Raw genomic sequence first — 16,958 nt, 5'->3', positions numbered from 1 at the left:
TCAATGCCATGTCATTACCGTCGTGAAGCATTCGATCTCCCGGCGTCTGGCCGCCATGTTCGCCATCGTGGCGCTGTCGGTGTTCGCCATGGTGGGGGCCGGCCTCTTCCTGATGCTGCGCATCCAATTGGAGCGTCATCTGCGCGAATCGCTCGACGATCGCGCCCAGATCGCCCACATCATCGTCTATCACGGCGCCACGCCCCAGAAGTGGCAGATCGCGCGCGAAAAGCTCAGCGACATGACGCCCCGAGACGGCACCACGACCTATGCCGTGACGAGCGACGACCCGAACTACACGTTCGGCAAGCCCGTGAGCGGCATGTTCGTCAAACGGCTGGCCAACGGCTACGTTCGGCTGCGCCCCGATGGCGACGGCGACGACCTGCTAACCACGCGCGAGATCCTGCCGCCGTACGGGACACGTCCAGCCGTCACCCTGCAGGTGGCCGCCAGCTATTCGCGCAACGAGCGCACGCTGCGCGCTTTCGGCCTGGGGCTTGCGGTGCTCTCCGCGCTCGGCAGCCTGGGGGTGCTGCTGCTCAGCTATTCCGCGACGCGGTTGGGCCTCGCGCCGCTCACACGACTGACGCGCGAAGCGTCCGAGATCCGTCCGGACAATCGTTCGCAGCGTCTCGATACGCGCTCCTTGCCCGTCGAACTCGACGCGCTGGCGCATTCGTTCAATGGCGCCCTGGCGCGACTCGATAGCGCGTACGAACGCCTGGAGTCGTTCAACGCCGACGTCGCGCATGAACTGCGCACGCCGGTGACAATTCTGATCGGGCAAACGGAAGTGGCGCTCACGCGAGAACGGCCGGTCGAGGATTTGCGGGCGCTGCTGCAATCGAATCTGGAAGAACTGGGGCGCATGCGCACCATCATCAACGACATGCTGTTCCTCTCGCGCGCTGACCAGGGTGAGCGGGCGATGGGGCTCACGGCGGTGTCGCTCGCGAGCGAGGCGGCGCACACCCTGGAGTTTCTGGAGATTCTGCTCGAAGAGGCGCAGGTCACCGCCCGCCTGCATGGCAGCGCCGTCGCCCAGGTGAACAAGGCGCTGTTCGGGCGGGCGTTGGCCAACCTGGTGATGAATGCCATCGAGCATTGCGCCCCGGGGGCAGATATCGATGTCCACCTGCGCGTCATGGACGACGACGCCCACTCGGTGTGCATCGACGTCGTGAATCCCGGCGCGCCGATCGCCCCCGATGTGCTGCGGCACCTGTTCGACCGCTTCTACCGGGCGGAAGCGTCGCGCACCAACAGTCGCGAGAATCATGGGCTGGGGCTGGCGATCGTCAAGGCGATTGCCGAAATGCACGGCGGCACGGTCTGGGCGCACAGCGCGGACGGTCTCAATACATTCGGTTTTTCCGTGCGCACCGACCCGGCCTCCGGCACTCGGGCGGCGCCAGGAGCGTCAAGCCGCAGCCATGAAGGCAACCTTCAAAACATCGGTCAAGGCACCGCTTAACCCGCCCGTCTGGCGCGATGCCGCGCTCGCTCCCAGCTCCCCCGCTACCGCGACAAGGTCCGGCGCCGTCGTTCTGCGCGCTTGTGAGCGAGACCGTGAGAACGGTATCCTTGCCGCATGAACCGTCGCATTCTCATCGCTCCCGAAGACGTCGAACTCACTGCCATGCGCGCCCAGGGCGCTGGCGGTCAAAACGTCAATAAAGTCTCCAGTGCCATCCATCTGCGCTTCGACGTGATGCGCTCGTCGTTGCCTGACGAGGTGAAGTCACGTTTGCTCTCCCGGCTCGACCAACGCATCACCCAGGACGGCGTGATCGTCATCAAGGCACAGCAGCATCGCTCGCAGGAGCTCAACCGGGCCGATGCCCTCGCGCGACTGCAGGCGCTGGTCGATGCGGCCGCCGTGGCGCCGCGTCGTCGTGTCCCGACCCGGCCCACGCTCGCCAGCCAAGTCCGCCGGCGAGACGCCAAACAGGTTCGTGCCCGCGTCAAGGCCACGCGCGGCAAGATCCATGCAAGTCGAGAGGATTGATGATAATTATCTTGATCTTTTTCAAATAAAAGATCGCCATTGTTATCTTTGATGGCGAATTTCACGAGAAAATGCTAAGCTAAAGCATCTTTTCTCTGGAAAAGCCCATCATGATGAGCTTCATTGCCCCCCTGATCGCAGCACGCAAAGCGGCCGGCCTGACGCAGGCGGAACTGGCCGATCAGGCGGGACTGTCGCGCATGACCGTGCAAAAGGTGGAGTCCGGCGCGTTCGACCCGCGCGTGTCGACTGTCCTCGAGATGGCGCGCGCCCTAGGCATGGAACCGATGCTGGTACCGGCGGGGTTGCGCCAGGAGGTCGAGGCCTTCCTTCGCTCCGGCGGCAAATACCTCGCGCAGCCCAGCGGCATCGCCGCCCCGCCCTCCATCGTCGAGACGCTCGCCGGCTAACCTGCCACGGGATCACGCCCCTGCCCATGAACATCAAGTACCTGCGCGCCTATCTGCACCTGCCCGACGGGACGCGTCGCGCCATCGGCTATCTGTCGCAATACGGTGACATCCTGCGCATGTCGTTCGATGAGGACTACATCGCCGACGCCCAGCGGCCGGCGCTCTCTCTCGCCTATCGCGGCGCCAGCGAAACCGCCACGCGCGCGATTCTCGCGTCGCCCCACGATGCACGGCTCGTGCGCACCGACGGTCGCTGGCCGATGTACTTCGAGAATCTGCTGCCCGAAGGCCACAACCGCGAACGGCTCGCCGCCGAGCGCCGCTGCAGCCCGGACGACGAATTCGAACTGCTCGCCGCCGCCGGTCACGACCTGATGGGCGCGCTCGAGGTCGAGCCCGTGCCCTTGCGCGAAGGCGTGCCCGACGTCGTGCACCGCTGGCACACAGCGCTGGGCCTCGAAATGGTGGAACCCGGTTTCGTCGATACCCCCGTGGAAGATGCCGCCTCGTTGCCCGGCGTGGTGACGAAGTTCTCCGCCGTTCGTGACGGGCGACGCTATGTCGTCAAGCGTCAGGGGCGCGCCGGTTCGGTCATTCTGAAGTTGCCGACGACGCGTCACCCGGATCTCGTGGAGAATGAATTCACGGGCTACCGGTTGTGCGAAGCCCTTGGTCTGGATTGCGCGAAAGCGGAGATCATCTCGCGACACGACGCCGACTTGCCCGAGCAGGTGCCGTTCGAGCACATCCTTGCCGTGCCGCGCTTCGACCGGCTGCCCGACGGGCGCCGCGTGCATATGGAGGAATTTGCGCAGGTGCTCCAATATCCGCCGCGCAGCAAGTACGGGCGCGGGCTCGATATCGACTACACGACGATGCTGCGCGTGCTGGATCAGTTGTCCGCTCAGCCGGTGCACGACGTGCGCGAGTTCCTGCGTCGTCTGGTCGCCTTCATTCTGCTCGGCAATACCGATGCCCACCTGAAAAACTGGGCCGTGATCTATCCTGACGCCCACACGCCCCAGTTAGCGCCGGTGTACGACCCGGTGTGCGTCGCCGCCTTCTTCCACGACGTGCCGGCCTCGCATTACGGCGTGAACCGAGCCATCGACAAGACCCTGCGCGCGTTCGACTGGCCGGCGCTCGACGCGTTGCTCAAGAGGGCCGGGCTACTGCGCGTGAGCCGTTTGACCGCCATTGCGCGCGAGACCGTCCGCGACGCTCAGGCCCATTGGCCGGCATTGCTCGCAGACGCCCCAGGCGCCGTGCGCGCCACGGTGCTCGAACGTCTGAACGGCGGCGTGGCCCTGACGGCCTGAGCAGCGCCGCCGCGGCCATTCGCCGGCTTATCGTGTCTTTCGACGGGCATCGTGGCGCGCCCAGAGGAACATCAGCATGCCGGCGCAGGACAGCAAGACACCGACCCAGCCGGTCGACGTCCAGCCATAACCCGCGGAAATCGCGACACCGCCGAGCCACGCGCCGGCGGCGTTGGCCATATTGAACGCCGAATGGTTGAGCGCCGCTGCGAGCGTCTGGGCTTCGCCCGCCACATCCATCAGACGAATCTGCAACGCCGGGCCGATGATGATGATCGTACCGATGGCGAGCACGTTGACACCCGCCAGCCAAGGACTCGACGACGTGAACGTGAAGGCCCCGAGCAACAGCGCGGACCAGATCAGCGTGCCGCCGATGGCGCGCATGAGCGACGCGGCCGCGACCAGACGCGGCCCGACGACCGTCCCTGCGACCATGCCAACGCCGAACAGCGCAAGATAGAACGGCACCCACGCTTCGGGCACGCCCGCGACTTGCATGAGCGTCGGCTTGATGTAGCTGAACACCGCGAACATGCCGCCGAAGCCGATCGCCCCGATGCCCAGCGTGAGCCATACCTGGGCGTTGCGCAGCGCGCTCAACTCTCGCATCGGACTCGCGCCATGCGGTGCCGGTGCGTTGGGTACCCAGCGCCAGACCATCACGGCCGTCAACGCGCCAATGAGGCCGACGAGCACAAACGCGGCGCGCCAGCCGAGCCACTGTCCAAGTCCTGCGGCCAGCGGCACCCCGAAGAGCGTGGCGAGCGTCAGGCCGAGCATGATCTGCCCCACCGCGTGCACGCGGCGATGCGGCGGCACCAGCGAGGCGCCCACCAGTGCGGCGACACCGAAGTAGGTGCCGTGCGGCAGACCGCTCAGAAAGCGCAACACGATCAGCGAGAGGTAACTGGGCGCGAAAGCGCTGGCCAAGTTGCCGACAGCGAACATCGCCATGAGGGCGATCAGGAAGGCCCGGCGCGGCAGACGCACCCCCAGCACGGCCAGCAGCGGTGCGCCGATCACGACCCCGAGCGCGTAAGTGCTGATGGCATGGCCGGCTTGCGGAATGGTGATGTTCAGTCCCTGCGCGACGTCGGGCAGCAGCCCCATGATGACGAATTCGCCGGTTCCAATGCCGAAGCCGCCCATGGCAAGCGCCACGAACGAGAGCCAGACGGGAATGGACGACGGAGGCAACGCTTCGGCCGCCTGAGCGGGCAGGATTTGAGGGGCACTCATTGGGATTCGGTCATGACCGCCAGTCCGGGACCGGCGAGGTAGTCGGCAACGACAAGGGAAATCGTCTCGGGCGCGGCTGAATGCCGAGGTCAAATGCGCATCTCGGCACGCCGTTCGAGGCAGCCGATTCTACGCCAACGCGATAAATTCTGCAGAACGCGCGCCGCAACGCAACATTGCGAAAACGTCATCAATGCAATGAAATTAATGAAATTCGACTGACCTTACGTTGCATTGCAATAGGCGTGCGGTGTCGCGCACGGCCGCGCCTTCGGATCGATCCGCTTCGGCGTGCGGCGTTTGGGGTGCTCGCATAAAAAGCCGGCCCATGAGATGGGCCGGCAAACGGCGATTGCCCTAAAGTCGCGTAAACCGATGGCAATCGCACTCGGGGTCTTCGGGCAGCGGTGTCCATGCGTCGCGGTGCGGCCGATGCCACCGATGCCACCGATGTCGCCGATGTCGCCGTAACGCTCACATCAACGCTACAGCCCCGAACGTTGGATCACTGGCGATGCGCCTTCACACGCCACTGACCGGACATTTCGTCCTTTACATAGGTTGTCTTCACCGCAGCCCATGCCACTTTATGGGCCGTGGCTTCGCGCGATTCGTGAGCGCGCCGCTCGCCGGGGTCGCGGTACTCGTCCCAGGCGGCATTGAACGCCTTGAGGTAAATCTCCTGCGCATGCACCGGCAGGTGCCCCTTGACACTCGCCGGCAAATCCTCGATCTGACGATATGGCATGATTTCCCTCCCGACGGTACTTGCGCGCCACTGCACGCCTACACGGTTGATTCGCTACGTGTGCCGTCATTGTCAGCTAACCGGGTCGCCCGACGCAGGCGTATTTACCGGGCGGCCGCAGTGGTGGCTCCTCCACGGGGGGATCGAGCGGTCTGTCGGGAGGAGGCATCGGCGCCGGTTCGCCCTCGTCGGGCGGCGTGATCGGCGGCGGCGTCCCGGGCGGCTTGCCTGGATCGTAAGGCTCAGGCAAATGCGCGTACGGGCGTGATCTTCGTGGCAGCCGGCAGATCTCGATTTGATTGGACATAAGCAAGACCTCACAGGACGTCAAACCGGATAGACGATCCTCGAACCGTTTGCCTGATCATGATGGCCTCCGTTGCTCGGTGATGCCGAGGCGCGAAGGCACGCGCCTCGACAGGGAAAGCATCGCGTTACTTGCCCATGACCTTGATGTCATTCTTCACGTCGACAACGCCGTCAACGCCCTTGACCGTGTCCACAACGAGCGTGCGTTGGGCCGACTGCGGCACCGAACCGGTCAGATGCACCACGCCGTGACGCGTCGTGACATGCACCTTGGTCGACGGCACGTCCTTCTTGGCGAGCAATTCGGCCTTGACCTTGGCGGTAAGCGCCGAATCGTCGATCTTGCGCCCGGCGTCGCTCATGACGCTACTGGCGCTACGGTTATCCGCGATCTTGATGATCCCGCCCTGATCGAGGGCATGCGCAGCGATACCGGTCGTAGCGAGTGCACCGGCCATGATGAATTTGAGCAGATTGGCTTGTTTCATGGTTGACCTCCCGAAGTTGAGTCGTCGCACCGAAGGCATTACTGCCTTGGGCGTCACCCCCCGCACGCGTTGCGTGCGGCACCCCTGCGGCGACCGAGTGTTAGGTGAAACCTTCCCGCGCATCGAGATACGGTAGGGACTTGCCCCGTCACAGGCATACCGCGGACTTCCGTGTGAAGTGCATGTCTGCATGCCTGGCGGATTTGTGTGGCGCTGTCGCCCCGGTCAGCGTCAGATCTTGTGACCTTCCTGGCTTTCTCCCGGACGACTCATCGACTGCGCGCGTCGTTCGTGCAGGCGGTTGTCTACGCCGATCACCCCCGGCGATTTCGACACGATGGCTTGCACCTCATGCTGCATCCAGCGCTCCGGCACATCGCCGGTAAGCAACACCTGTCCCGCCGTCACCGTAATGTCGATATGCGAAATATCAAGGTCGAGCACGGCAGCCAGCATCCTATGAATATCGTCTCGCAAAGCCTCATCGCCCGACCGTTGCGCCACGGACGTGATGTCGTGCCTCGGTGCCGCGTCCGCCTCCACCGTTCCATCCGGCCATTCCACCCTTTGCGACGACGGCGGTCTGGACGCGAGTGGGCGAGCGCCCGCGGTATTTCGGCCGGTGCCGACATAATCGTCATGCGGGCCGTATCCACTTTGACGGCCGAATCGAGGATGCACGCCCGGCACAGTATTGGCGGGTCCATAACCGCTTTCCTCGCCATGAGCAATGTCAGGGGCATACCCGTGCCCTCCCACTGCGCCCTTTCTCGACGGGTTCATGGTTCCTTGCTTCTCGGCGGAGGCACCGATCCAGGCGGGATCACACTGTTCCGACGCACGTGCCGCCTGCGCTTCACGAGCGGCCGACTGCCTGGCTTCGTGCGATGGTGCCGGCGCTGGACGTTCGTCCATGGGCGTCGATGCACCGGTCGTCTCATCGTCGCCATCCTCGTGCGTCAACGCGTAGGGCGCATCCGACCTTGGCACGCAGGACGTCTTGTTCTGCGTGAACACCGCCGGTAATGAGGGAATGTGCTTCGCCATAACAACCTCCTGTATGGCAGTCCGTGCTTTGCCAACTGGCACCTGACCTGTTGATACCGATTGTAAATAGCCAATGTCATTCGGCGAATCGGCGGAGTCCGAAAGATGTGTAGGTGGACACTGGCAGTCGATGAAATGCCATTACTTTCACCGCATAAATTGATATTACTTTCAATTAAATCATATGCTTGCATTATTTTTTTGAACCAATTCCACAAGATCGAAGTGGGCGGAAAACTATCTAATACGCCAAGTGCCATCGGACAATTCCTACGACTCTGTTGTTGTCGATGCTGCCCGCGGTTCACCGCCTCGACGCTGTCTTGCCGACGAGCGGCGCGAGTGTCGGTCCCAGGGACTTCAGGAGCTGGACGGCCATCGCGCTGGTGTAGGTGTAGCGTGTCGCGTAGGGCTCGTGCACATAGGCGCTCAACACGCCGTAGAAGCGGTTTCCGATCATGAACACGAATGTCGCCGTGCGGTTGACCTTGCGAGATTCGATGAGCCTGGCGCCGCGCGCATAGACGTTGAAACGCTGATCGCCGGTGCCGGTCTTGCCGGACACTTCTAGCGTGCGGCCCTGACCGAGCGGCAGGCCGTCGGCGAGGCGCTTGCCAGTGCCCCCCGTCACAACCTCACGCAGCAGCCCCCGGACGACGTCGACGATTGCGGGCACGATCGCTACCTGCCCCGCGTCAAATGCGTGGGCAAAATGCGTCTCATAAGGCGTGGCGGCCGCGAACGTGAGCGAACTCAGGCTTTCCTCCTGCACCTGTCGGCCGTCGTTGGCGATGATGCCCATGAGTGTCGCGAGCGCGGCTGGCCGGTCGCCCGCGGCGCCGATGGCGCACCCGTAGGACGGCGTGATGGTCTTGAATGGATAGCCGAGCGAGCGCCACGCGCGCACGATGGGGACGTAGGCCTGACGCTCGATCGTCTCCCGGATCCGGCGGTCCTGGGTAGCATGGAAGCGCGTCTTGAAGAGCCACGAATACGATTGGAGACGCACCTCCCGGCTCGCGTCTCGCAATTCGCTCTCGGTGGCATTCGGATGGGCGCGAAGGTAGGCGAGAAGCCAGAGTTCGATCGGATGAACGCGCGCGAGATAGGCGCGGTCGTTGAGGTCGAACTTGTCGGGGCCATACTTTGCGTATAGCCCCGCCATGTCATCCGCACGCATCAAGGCCGCTGGCGTCCCCTTGAGCGCCGCGCGCATCTGGCCCTCGAACCAGGCCAGCGAGGCCTCGGGCGCCACACTGCGCAGGGCCGCGGCGAGCCTCACCGGCGACCTGGGCATCCCCGCGACAAGTTTCGCCACCGCCTGGTCGGCCGCAAGCCCCGCATACCTTTTGTTGAAGCGGTCGAGGAAGGTCAGGCTCTCGTCGTCGGCAAAGCGTGTCAGATACTGCTGCCGCAGCGCCGGATCCGTGAGCCAGTGCACCGACGGCCCCGCCTGCCTGACCATCTCGTAGTGGACGATGTCGCGCATCAGCCTCACGAACACAAGGTTGACCGAGCGCCGGAACGCTTCATGCACGCTCAGGATGCGGCCGTTGTCGGCGGGCTCGAAGTTCGAGAACGCCTGTTCGCCGCTGCCGGTGTGGAAAACTTCCCCGGGATTGGCCGAGTACTTGCGTTCGACGGCGGCGTCCAGCATCGCTGGCAACGAGTGGTCGGTCGTGTGCGCAAGATAGTTGAGCGCCCACGATGTCAGTGCGTCGAGCGCGTCGGGCTTCACGCGCGCAAGTTCGGGCGGTGTGAGCGAAGCATAGTGCGCGTGGAGATCGGAGACGATCTGCAGATACAGGACGAGGGTGCGAAGCTTCGCGGTCGAGCCGAGATTGAGGCGCGCACCCTGGTTGATGTCGAACGGTTCGTTCACGGTGTCGGTTTGCACCCGCAGCACATTCTCACCGCGGCGGCGCTCATAGAGCGAGAAGCTGAAGGCGATCTTCGCAGGATCGTCGCCGGGGCGAAGCATCTCGAAGCCATAGAGGCCGGCCTGCTGCGCGCCAGCCACTGTTTGTGCACGCGCAAGCTGCTTGCTGACGGCTTGCTCGAGCGCTTCGGCGAGTGTCGAGCTGGCAGTGAGGTCGAGGTGATCGAGCGCGTAGGTATTTTTGAGGCCGAGTGTCTCCAGCAAATGCGCGCGCAATACCGAAATTGCCTTACGTTTGACAAACGGGATTGCCGGCGCGGCAGCCAGACCGTGCCGTACCTGCAGCGGCTGACCAAGCGCGGCGTCGCGCAGCCGCGAGGAGATGACGTGGTTGTCCGCAAGCAGCCGCAGGTAACTGTTCGTCAGCGTCTCGAGCGCTGCATTGTCCTGTGTCAGGAAATACGAGGGTGCGCGCTGCGCGATCAGGAGTGAGAGCACCTGCTTGAATGCGAGCGCTTCGTGGGTGAGTCCGCCGGTGACGCGCGACGCGGTTTGACCTCGAGCGCCCGTGTCGAGCGCTGCAAGCAGACGGTTAACCTCGTCGAAGTCGCGGCCGTACCAGGCCGCGAGCCCATCGCCAATGCCTTCGATCTCGCCTATGCCGGGCTGCGCACCCAGCGGCTCCGTATTCAGGTACGCGACGAGGATCCTGCGGCGTGCCGGGAGCGTTCGTTCACCGCCGAGATAGGCGCGCAACGTTGCCGAGACCATCTGCCGCAGCTTCTCGGGCGGGTTGACGGTACGCCCCCCGGGCGAGTGACGATATTTCTCGATCTGGGTGGCGAGCGTGCTGCCGCCGGGCATCGCATGGTGATGGAGCACGTGTTTGAGTGCCAGATCGATGACGGCGAGCGAGAACCGCTTCCAGTTGATCGCGGGGTTGAGATACGGTTCAGTGGCATCGAGCAGTGACCGGTCTTCGATGAAGCTCAGCGCATCGGCAACCACCGGCGGTACCGCGTCGAAATTGACGTAGGTGCTCGACGGATAGCGCACCCTGTAAAGCGGCGCCCCACTCGCGTCGAAGAGCTGAAGGCCGGCTTGGGCCTTTTCCTCGTAGGGGATGAAGAATCCCTGGTCTGCGATGCGGGCCATCGTGGCAGAGTCGCGCGCCTGTGCCGTGACGACGAAGCCTCGTGCGGCGAGGCGAGCCGTAAGCTCGGGGAGTCGCTCATAGCCCATGCGCAGATCGTAGGGTCCGCCGTGAGACGGGAAGCGGATGGTGTCGCTCGGGCCTTGCACAACACTGAAGGAAACCTGGCGGTCAATCGCCGCAAAGTACTTCGCCTGCAGGCGCGAAGTCTGCATCTCGCGCGCCAGGAAATAGACCCCGATGGCACACAGAGACGCGAGCGCGACAAAGAGAAGCCATTTCAGACGTATGCCAAACGGCTTCGTCGCTACTGCGCGCAACGTCGAATTGCCGGCCGGGCGGTTCATGTCAGTTCCAGAGGACGCCAGCATGCAAGCGGCATGGCGGTAGACGCCCAGCGTGCCTAATGTCGCGCTTGTGAATTCGCGCTTCTGACTACTAGTTTAGTCACGCCCGATCGCCGATGCATTGGGGGAAGCGTGCACCGTCTGCGTTCGACTCATGCGATGAAATCGGCGGCCATGTCGGCATCGGTGCGTGCTTCGAGACGTCCATCACGGCACGCCTTGCGGAACACCTCGTAATCGCGTTCGACCTGATCGGCATAGCATGACCCGCTCCTTGTTCGTGCAATGCCGCAGCCATTCCACGCACCATCGGCAACCGCCCCCTACGCCGGCGCTTTTCACCACGCCGGCGAGGCATTTGGCTACCAAGATCGACAAAATGCGAGGAAATCCCGCGGAAATCAGGCAAAATTGCGGGCTGCCGTATTGTGCCGCCCGCTGGCACACGACTTCCATTGCGCGTCATGTCCGAGACTTCCTGTTCCTGACGGGGTTGGCCGGCCAAACGTGATGCGAGGTGATACACGGTGCTTCGCGTGGCGCCACATGCAGGATCGTCGCCCGCGGCACGGGGCCCAGGCGGGTATGAACGGATAATTCCCTATGGCATCGGCAGTGTCGAGCATCGGCGCGACGCGCACAAACATCGGCGAATTCCCCCTTTCACGCTGCCGGACCGAATCCGCGGCGCGCTGTCGGAAAAATGCTTACGCGACCCTCAACTATCGGTCGCCCATGCCGATAACCAGTTAAGCAGGACTTTTCGGTCGGTTTTCATATGTCCAGTTCGTACAGTGGTTGGCTCGTTGCACTCTCGCTCGCAGTTGCCGTGCTCGCGTCGTACACGGCGCTTGACCTATCGGGTCGCATCTATCTCCTGACTCACCGTGGCATGCGCCATGCGTGGCTCGCCGTGGGCGCTGCCGCAATGGGCATCGGTATCTGGTCGATGCACTTCATTGGCATGCTGGCGCTGTCGCTCTCGCCCATCGGGTCGCCGCTGGGATCGCGCCTCACCCTCGCGCTTGGCTACGACCCCGCCATCACGGCGGCCTCGCTCGGCATTGCCGTCGCCATCTCGTGGGCGGCGCTCTGGCAGATCGCACGCGAACACTTCACCAAGCGACGGCTGGTCACCGCCGGTGTCACGTTGGGCCTCGGGATCGCGGCCATGCACTACACGGGCATGGCGGCCATGAAGATGACGCCGGGCATCGCATATGACCCGGGGCGCTTTGCCGCGTCGATCCTGATCGCGATTGCCGCCGCCACGGCGGCGCTGTGGATTGCGCGCACGCTGCGCGATGGCAGCCTGCGCTATGTCATGGCCAAGCGCGTTGGCGCCGCGGGGGTCATGGGGCTGGCGATCACCGCCATGCACTACACCGGCATGTCGGCGGCCACCTTCGCGATGGGCGCCATCTGTGGCGCGGCCGGTGGGGTGAGTTCCCAATGGCTGGTGACGACCGTCAGCCTGTTTACCTTCCTGATGCTCGTCACCACCCTGCTCGTCTCGCGTCTGGACGCCCGCACCAGTTTCCTCGCCAATTCCGTCCTGCAACTGAACTCCCAGATCGCCCGCATGGCGACCTACGATGCGCTGACCGATCTGCCGAATCGTCGCGCACTGCATGACGCCGCCGCCCGCATGCTCGTGAACTCGCGTCGCGACCAGCGCCGTTTCGCGGTGCTGTTCATGGATCTGGACGGCTTCAAGACCATCAACGACTCGCTCGGACACAACGTAGGCGACGACGTATTGCGCGCGTTCGCCAAACGCCTTCGCAAGAACGTCAACGGCGATGACGTGGTCGCCCGGCTGGGCGGCGACGAGTTTGTGGTGTTGCTGGGCTCCCTGTCATCGCCGGCCGTTGCCGGGCGCGTGGCGCAACGCCTGCTCGACGACATGCGCGACGGGCTGCGCGTGGGCAATCAGTCGCTGCACGTCATGCCCAGTATCGGCGTGGCCCTGTTCCCGGACGATGGCGACACCATCGACATGCTGCTCAAGCACGCCGACACGGCCATGTACGAAGCCAAACGTGCCGGCCGTGGCATTTTCCGCTACTTCGAGCCCGGCATGAACGCCGCCGCCCAGCGGACCTGGGAGATCCAGCAGGCGCTGCACGACGCGGAGCACGAGCAATATTTTTCGCTGCACTTCCAGCCGAAGTACCGCGGCGACACCGAGGCGCTGGCGGGAGCCGAGGCATTGCTGCGACTGTCCCATCCCACGTTCGGCGAACTGCAACCGGCCGATTTCATCCCGGTCGCCGAGCGCACCGGCCAGATCGTGCCGATCGGGTATTGGGTTGTGCGAGCCACCTGCCAGCAGATCCAGGCATGGGACGCCGCGGGCCTGCCGCCGGTCAAGGTCGCGATCAACCTGTCGCCGCGTCAGATGGCGCAGTCGCAACTGGTGGAGAACATCGTGGAGATCGTGCGCGAGGCGGGCATCGCGTGCGACCGGCTCATGTTCGAGATCACCGAGACGGTCGCGATGTTCGATGCGCAGCATACGATCGACGTCATCCGTGCCTTCCAGGAGAAGGGGTTCGAAGTCGCCATCGACGATTTCGGCACGGGCTATTCAAGCCTGGCTTACTTGCAGCGCTTTCGCGTCAAACAATTGAAGATGGATCGCTTTTTCACGAGCGGGCTGGACACCTGTGGCCGCGAGGGCAGCGCCGTCGTCTCAGCCATCATTGCCCTGGCGCATTCGCTGGACATGGATGTGGTGGCCGAAGGGGTCGAGACGGCGTCGCAGCGCGAGGCACTCAAGACCCTCGATTGCGACGAGTTGCAAGGCTTCCTGCTGGGCAAGCCCCTCACGGGCGATGCCTTCGCCCGACTGCTGTCGGCGCTGCCGAGCGCGCCAGGCGCGACGGCGGCAATGGCTTGAGTGGCATAAGCGGCATACGCGGCATGAACGACTTGCGCCCGTGCCCGCCCCGGGGAAGCCGCAACACCCCGAAGCGACGGCACCGGCGTTACCGGTGCCTGCTCTGACGACGGATCTACTTCACCGGGATCAGGATCGGTGCACCCTGTTTCTTGATCAGGAACACGACAAACTTGGCAGGCTTCGTGGCACTGGCATTTCGCCCGACAGTATGAATGTCGTTGGGGCCCTCGTGAAAGGTATCCCCTGCCTTCAGGGTCACCGTTTTGCCGCCCTTGACGCCCATAACGATGCTGCCCTCGAGCACATACACGAAAGCCTGCGCGTCGTGACGGTGCACGGGATCGACCGCTCCGGGCGGATACTCAACAACGATCATCTGAACTTCCTTGCCCGGATATTCCGGCAAAGGCGTCGAGCTCAGCGGCGTCACGTGCGCCTCGGGCGCGGCCGTGACCGGGCCCGCAATCGTCAGGCACAGGCACATCAGTGCGGCGCCGAAGAAAACCATCCGTTTCATCACTTCACTCCATCAGGGGCCATGGCCGGCCCGAACTGTCAGCCTTGGCTCGTTTGGGCGAGCCACTGGTCGAGACCGATACGGCCGACCCGCGCGTCGCCGAGCGGGACAAGCGACCGTTCCTCGACGACGCCGCCGTAATACCGCGCATTGCGATCCGTCACCACGGGGCGGGCATCGCCCTTCGCGCTCAGATAGCGCGAAATGATCTGCGCGAGAGATGCACGGTCCGGACCAGCAATATCCATCGTCGCGTTCAGCGGCGCCGCGAGCGCGACCTGCGAGAGGATATCCACGATGTCGTCCACGGCGATCGGCTGGAACAGTCCGTCGCCGACGCGCACGTTGCCACCGTCCGTGCTGAAATCCGCAATGCCGCCGATGAATTCCATGAACTGCGTGGCTCGCACGATCGTGTATGGCACGCCGGCGGCTTCGATGGCCGCTTCCTGCGCGACCTTGGCGGCGAAATAGGCGTTCTCCGGCATGCGGTCGGTGCCGACAATCGACAGCGCGACATGATGGCGCACACCCGCAGCCACCTCGGCCTTGCCGAGATTGCGCGCCGAGGTACGGAAGAAGTCGAGCACCGCTTGCGGTTCCCATGACGGTGCGTTCGTGACATCCACGACGACGTCCGCGCCGACGAGCGCGGCATCCAGACCTTCACCGGTCACGGAGTTGACGCCGGTGCGCGGGGACGCGGCGAGTGTCTGATGGCCGGCCTGGCTGAGCAGGGTGACGAGACGTGAGCCGATCAGGCCCGAACCACCGATTACCACGATTTTCATGGCAGATTCTCCAAAGGGGGTAACTGAACGCGCGAGACGCGTACTGAGCCTGGCATCGCGTGGAAGCATCCTCGCCATGGCACTGCCTAAGATCAGTATGTAACAATCATGTCGCAACAATAAGGGCCAAAAATCATCGATATGACTAGTCCATATGACGAGTCCAAGGGGGCTTGGCCCCACCCCATCCACGAGACAAGCATGACCGCACGAACGCCCGCCCTGGACATCCGGATAGATCGTGATCGACCGCTGCCGATCTATTTGCAGATTTGCGAACGCTTCCGGACGGCGATTGCCGCCGGACATCTGCGACCGGGCGACCGTGTGCCGGCACTTCGCAGCCTCTGCGCACAGTTGAGCACCGCCCGGGGCACCGTCGAATTGGCCTACACAATCCTTGTCGACGAGGGCTACCTGCAGATGCGCGGCGCCGCCGGCACGTTTGTTTCCCCCTCGCTGCCGCCGTCGATCGTACATTCGCCGCACGGCGCCGGTCAGCCCGAGCCGCAAGGCACCCCGGACAACGAACGCACGGGTACAGAAAGCGCCGACGCGGCAACATCGTCAAACGCGTCACCGAGTCAGTCGGCACCGCACCCAATGGCCATCACGGTCGCGATGAGCGGCGAGCCGCGGCCGTTGCAGCCCGGGCAGCCGGCGCTCGACGCGTTTCCACGCAAGATTTGGAGTCGGCTCGTTTCGCTTCATGTGCGTAGCGGCGATCGCGCGATGCTCGCGTGCCCCGACCCAATGGGCTACCGGCCGCTTCGCGAACGCATTGCGACCTACCTCGGTTTGTCGCGCGGTGTGACGTGTCTGCCAGAGCAGGTGTTCGTGACCGGTGGCTACCGCGCAACGCTTGAACTCGTGTTGCGCAGTCTCGCGAAACCGAACGATCGCGTGTGGTTCGAAGACCCCGGTTACCTGCTCGCGCGCAATTTCCTGTCCGAATCGGGCATGACGTTCATCCCCGTGCCGGTGGACGAAGATGGGATCGACGTCGCGCGCGGTATACAACTGGATCCAGATGCGCGCTTTGCACTGGTCACGCCATCGCACCAGAGTCCGTTGGGGCACACGTTGTCGCTGACAAGACGTCTGGCGCTGCTGGATTGGGCGGGAAAAGGGGCTCGCTGGATCATCGAGGACGATTACGACAGCGAGTTCCGATATTCGGGCAGGCCACTACCGGCGTTGAAGCACCTGGATCGGCATGATCGTGTGATCTATTGCGGCACGCTCAGCAAGCTGATGTTCCCGGGCCTTCGGCTCGCTTACGCGGTGGTGCCGGAGCGCGCGGTCGAGCGCGTCGGACGGGTGGCGTGCAGCATGAACGCCGGCTCGCCGGCACTGTTGCAGGCTGCCGTGGCGGATTTCATGGCGCAGGGACATTTTGCGCGGCATGTGAAGCGAATGCGCACGTTGTACGGGCAGCGCCGCGTGTTGATCACACAAGCGCTGGCGCAGACATTCGGCGAGCGGCTGATCCTCGAATTGCCGCTCGGCGGCGTCCAGTTCGCGGTGAAATTCCCGGAAGGCCCGAGCGGCCCGGTCGACGACGTCGCCGTTGCCGCGCGAGCCGGCAAGGCGGGACTTGCCGTCTTGCCCCTCTCGGCCTGGTACTCGAGCGGTCCTGCGCGGCGCACACCGCGAGGCCTTGTCATTGGCTTCGCGAACGTCACCGATCCCGAGGAAGCCACCCGACTCGCTCGCACGCTGCGCACGTGCCTGGACGACTGAGGTGTTGATCGGCCATACGTCGAGGGTGACAGATCGCCTATACGAT

General features: G+C 64.0%; 13 protein-coding genes. 6 read left to right on the top strand and 7 right to left on the bottom strand.

Going from position 1 to position 16,958, the window contains the following annotated elements; genetic code table 11:
* The first annotated feature begins 22 nt into the window (after positions 1-22).
* The 4 genes from PEP31012_RS20830 (at position 23) to PEP31012_RS20815 (ending at position 3,743) form a co-directional block, all read left to right on the top strand.
* Positions 23-1,477 (top strand): heavy metal sensor histidine kinase, encoded by a 1,455-nt coding sequence (locus tag PEP31012_RS20830; protein ID WP_150591206.1) that lies wholly within the window; start codon positions 23-25, stop codon positions 1,475-1,477.
* 117 nt (positions 1,478-1,594) lie between these two features.
* Positions 1,595-2,011, top strand: a complete 417-nt coding sequence (gene arfB, locus PEP31012_RS20825) for an alternative ribosome rescue aminoacyl-tRNA hydrolase ArfB (protein WP_150591205.1) — start codon at positions 1,595-1,597, stop codon at positions 2,009-2,011.
* A gap of 110 nt (positions 2,012-2,121) precedes the next feature.
* Positions 2,122-2,421, top strand: a complete 300-nt coding sequence (locus PEP31012_RS20820; RefSeq protein ID WP_150591204.1) for a helix-turn-helix transcriptional regulator — start codon at positions 2,122-2,124, stop codon at positions 2,419-2,421.
* Between the two features lie 26 nt (positions 2,422-2,447).
* Positions 2,448-3,743 carry a type II toxin-antitoxin system HipA family toxin gene (locus PEP31012_RS20815; protein ID WP_425494981.1) on the top strand — a complete coding sequence of 432 codons (1,296 nt, stop codon included), beginning with the start codon at positions 2,448-2,450 and terminating at the stop codon, positions 3,741-3,743.
* A 27-nt stretch (positions 3,744-3,770) separates the two neighbouring features.
* Here PEP31012_RS20815 and PEP31012_RS20810 read toward each other — a convergent pair whose 3' ends face one another.
* The 5 genes from PEP31012_RS20810 to PEP31012_RS20790 all read right to left on the bottom strand — a co-directional run bounded on the left by PEP31012_RS20810 (position 3,771) and on the right by PEP31012_RS20790 (position 10,956).
* Positions 3,771-4,985, bottom strand: a complete 1,215-nt coding sequence (locus PEP31012_RS20810; RefSeq protein ID WP_150591202.1) for an MFS transporter — start codon at positions 4,983-4,985, stop codon at positions 3,771-3,773.
* 505 nt (positions 4,986-5,490) lie between these two features.
* The gene (locus PEP31012_RS20805; RefSeq protein ID WP_150591201.1) at positions 5,491-5,733 is read right to left on the bottom strand and encodes a ChaB family protein; all 243 of its coding nucleotides are present in this window, start codon (positions 5,731-5,733) and stop codon (positions 5,491-5,493) included.
* 434 nt (positions 5,734-6,167) lie between these two features.
* Positions 6,168-6,530 (bottom strand): BON domain-containing protein, encoded by a 363-nt coding sequence (locus PEP31012_RS20800; RefSeq protein WP_174978346.1) that lies wholly within the window; start codon positions 6,528-6,530, stop codon positions 6,168-6,170.
* Positions 6,531-6,761: 231 nt separating this feature from the next.
* Positions 6,762-7,619 carry a BON domain-containing protein gene (locus tag PEP31012_RS20795; protein ID WP_150591199.1) on the bottom strand — a complete coding sequence of 286 codons (858 nt, stop codon included), beginning with the start codon at positions 7,617-7,619 and terminating at the stop codon, positions 6,762-6,764.
* A gap of 262 nt (positions 7,620-7,881) precedes the next feature.
* A complete protein-coding gene (locus PEP31012_RS20790; RefSeq protein ID WP_150591198.1) occupies positions 7,882-10,956 on the bottom strand; it encodes a transglycosylase domain-containing protein in 3,075 nt (1,024 codons plus the stop codon).
* Positions 10,957-11,734: 778 nt separating this feature from the next.
* Between PEP31012_RS20790 and PEP31012_RS20785 the strand changes: the two genes are divergently transcribed.
* On the top strand, positions 11,735-13,858 hold the full coding sequence (locus tag PEP31012_RS20785) for a putative bifunctional diguanylate cyclase/phosphodiesterase (protein ID WP_150591197.1): 2,124 nt from the start codon (positions 11,735-11,737) through the stop codon (positions 13,856-13,858).
* A 115-nt stretch (positions 13,859-13,973) separates the two neighbouring features.
* Here PEP31012_RS20785 and PEP31012_RS20780 read toward each other — a convergent pair whose 3' ends face one another.
* Both PEP31012_RS20780 and PEP31012_RS20775 read right to left on the bottom strand, forming a co-directional pair.
* Positions 13,974-14,378: a cupin domain-containing protein gene (locus PEP31012_RS20780; RefSeq protein WP_150591234.1), complete on the bottom strand. Its 405-nt coding sequence runs from the start codon at positions 14,376-14,378 to the stop codon at positions 13,974-13,976.
* 38 nt (positions 14,379-14,416) lie between these two features.
* On the bottom strand, positions 14,417-15,169 hold the full coding sequence (locus tag PEP31012_RS20775; protein WP_150591196.1) for an SDR family oxidoreductase: 753 nt from the start codon (positions 15,167-15,169) through the stop codon (positions 14,417-14,419).
* A 201-nt stretch (positions 15,170-15,370) separates the two neighbouring features.
* Between PEP31012_RS20775 and pdxR the strand changes: the two genes are divergently transcribed.
* Positions 15,371-16,912, top strand: coding sequence for a MocR-like pyridoxine biosynthesis transcription factor PdxR (gene pdxR / locus PEP31012_RS20770; RefSeq protein WP_150591195.1), 1,542 nt, complete (start codon positions 15,371-15,373; stop codon positions 16,910-16,912).
* The last annotated feature ends 46 nt before the right edge of the window (positions 16,913-16,958 follow it).

The sequence above is a fragment of the Pandoraea eparura genome (assembly GCF_902459725.1).
Classification (GTDB): Bacteria; Pseudomonadota; Gammaproteobacteria; order Burkholderiales; family Burkholderiaceae; genus Pandoraea; species Pandoraea eparura.
The sequence above is the reverse complement of the archived record's forward strand: the minus strand, read 5'-3'. Positions and strand labels throughout refer to the sequence as shown.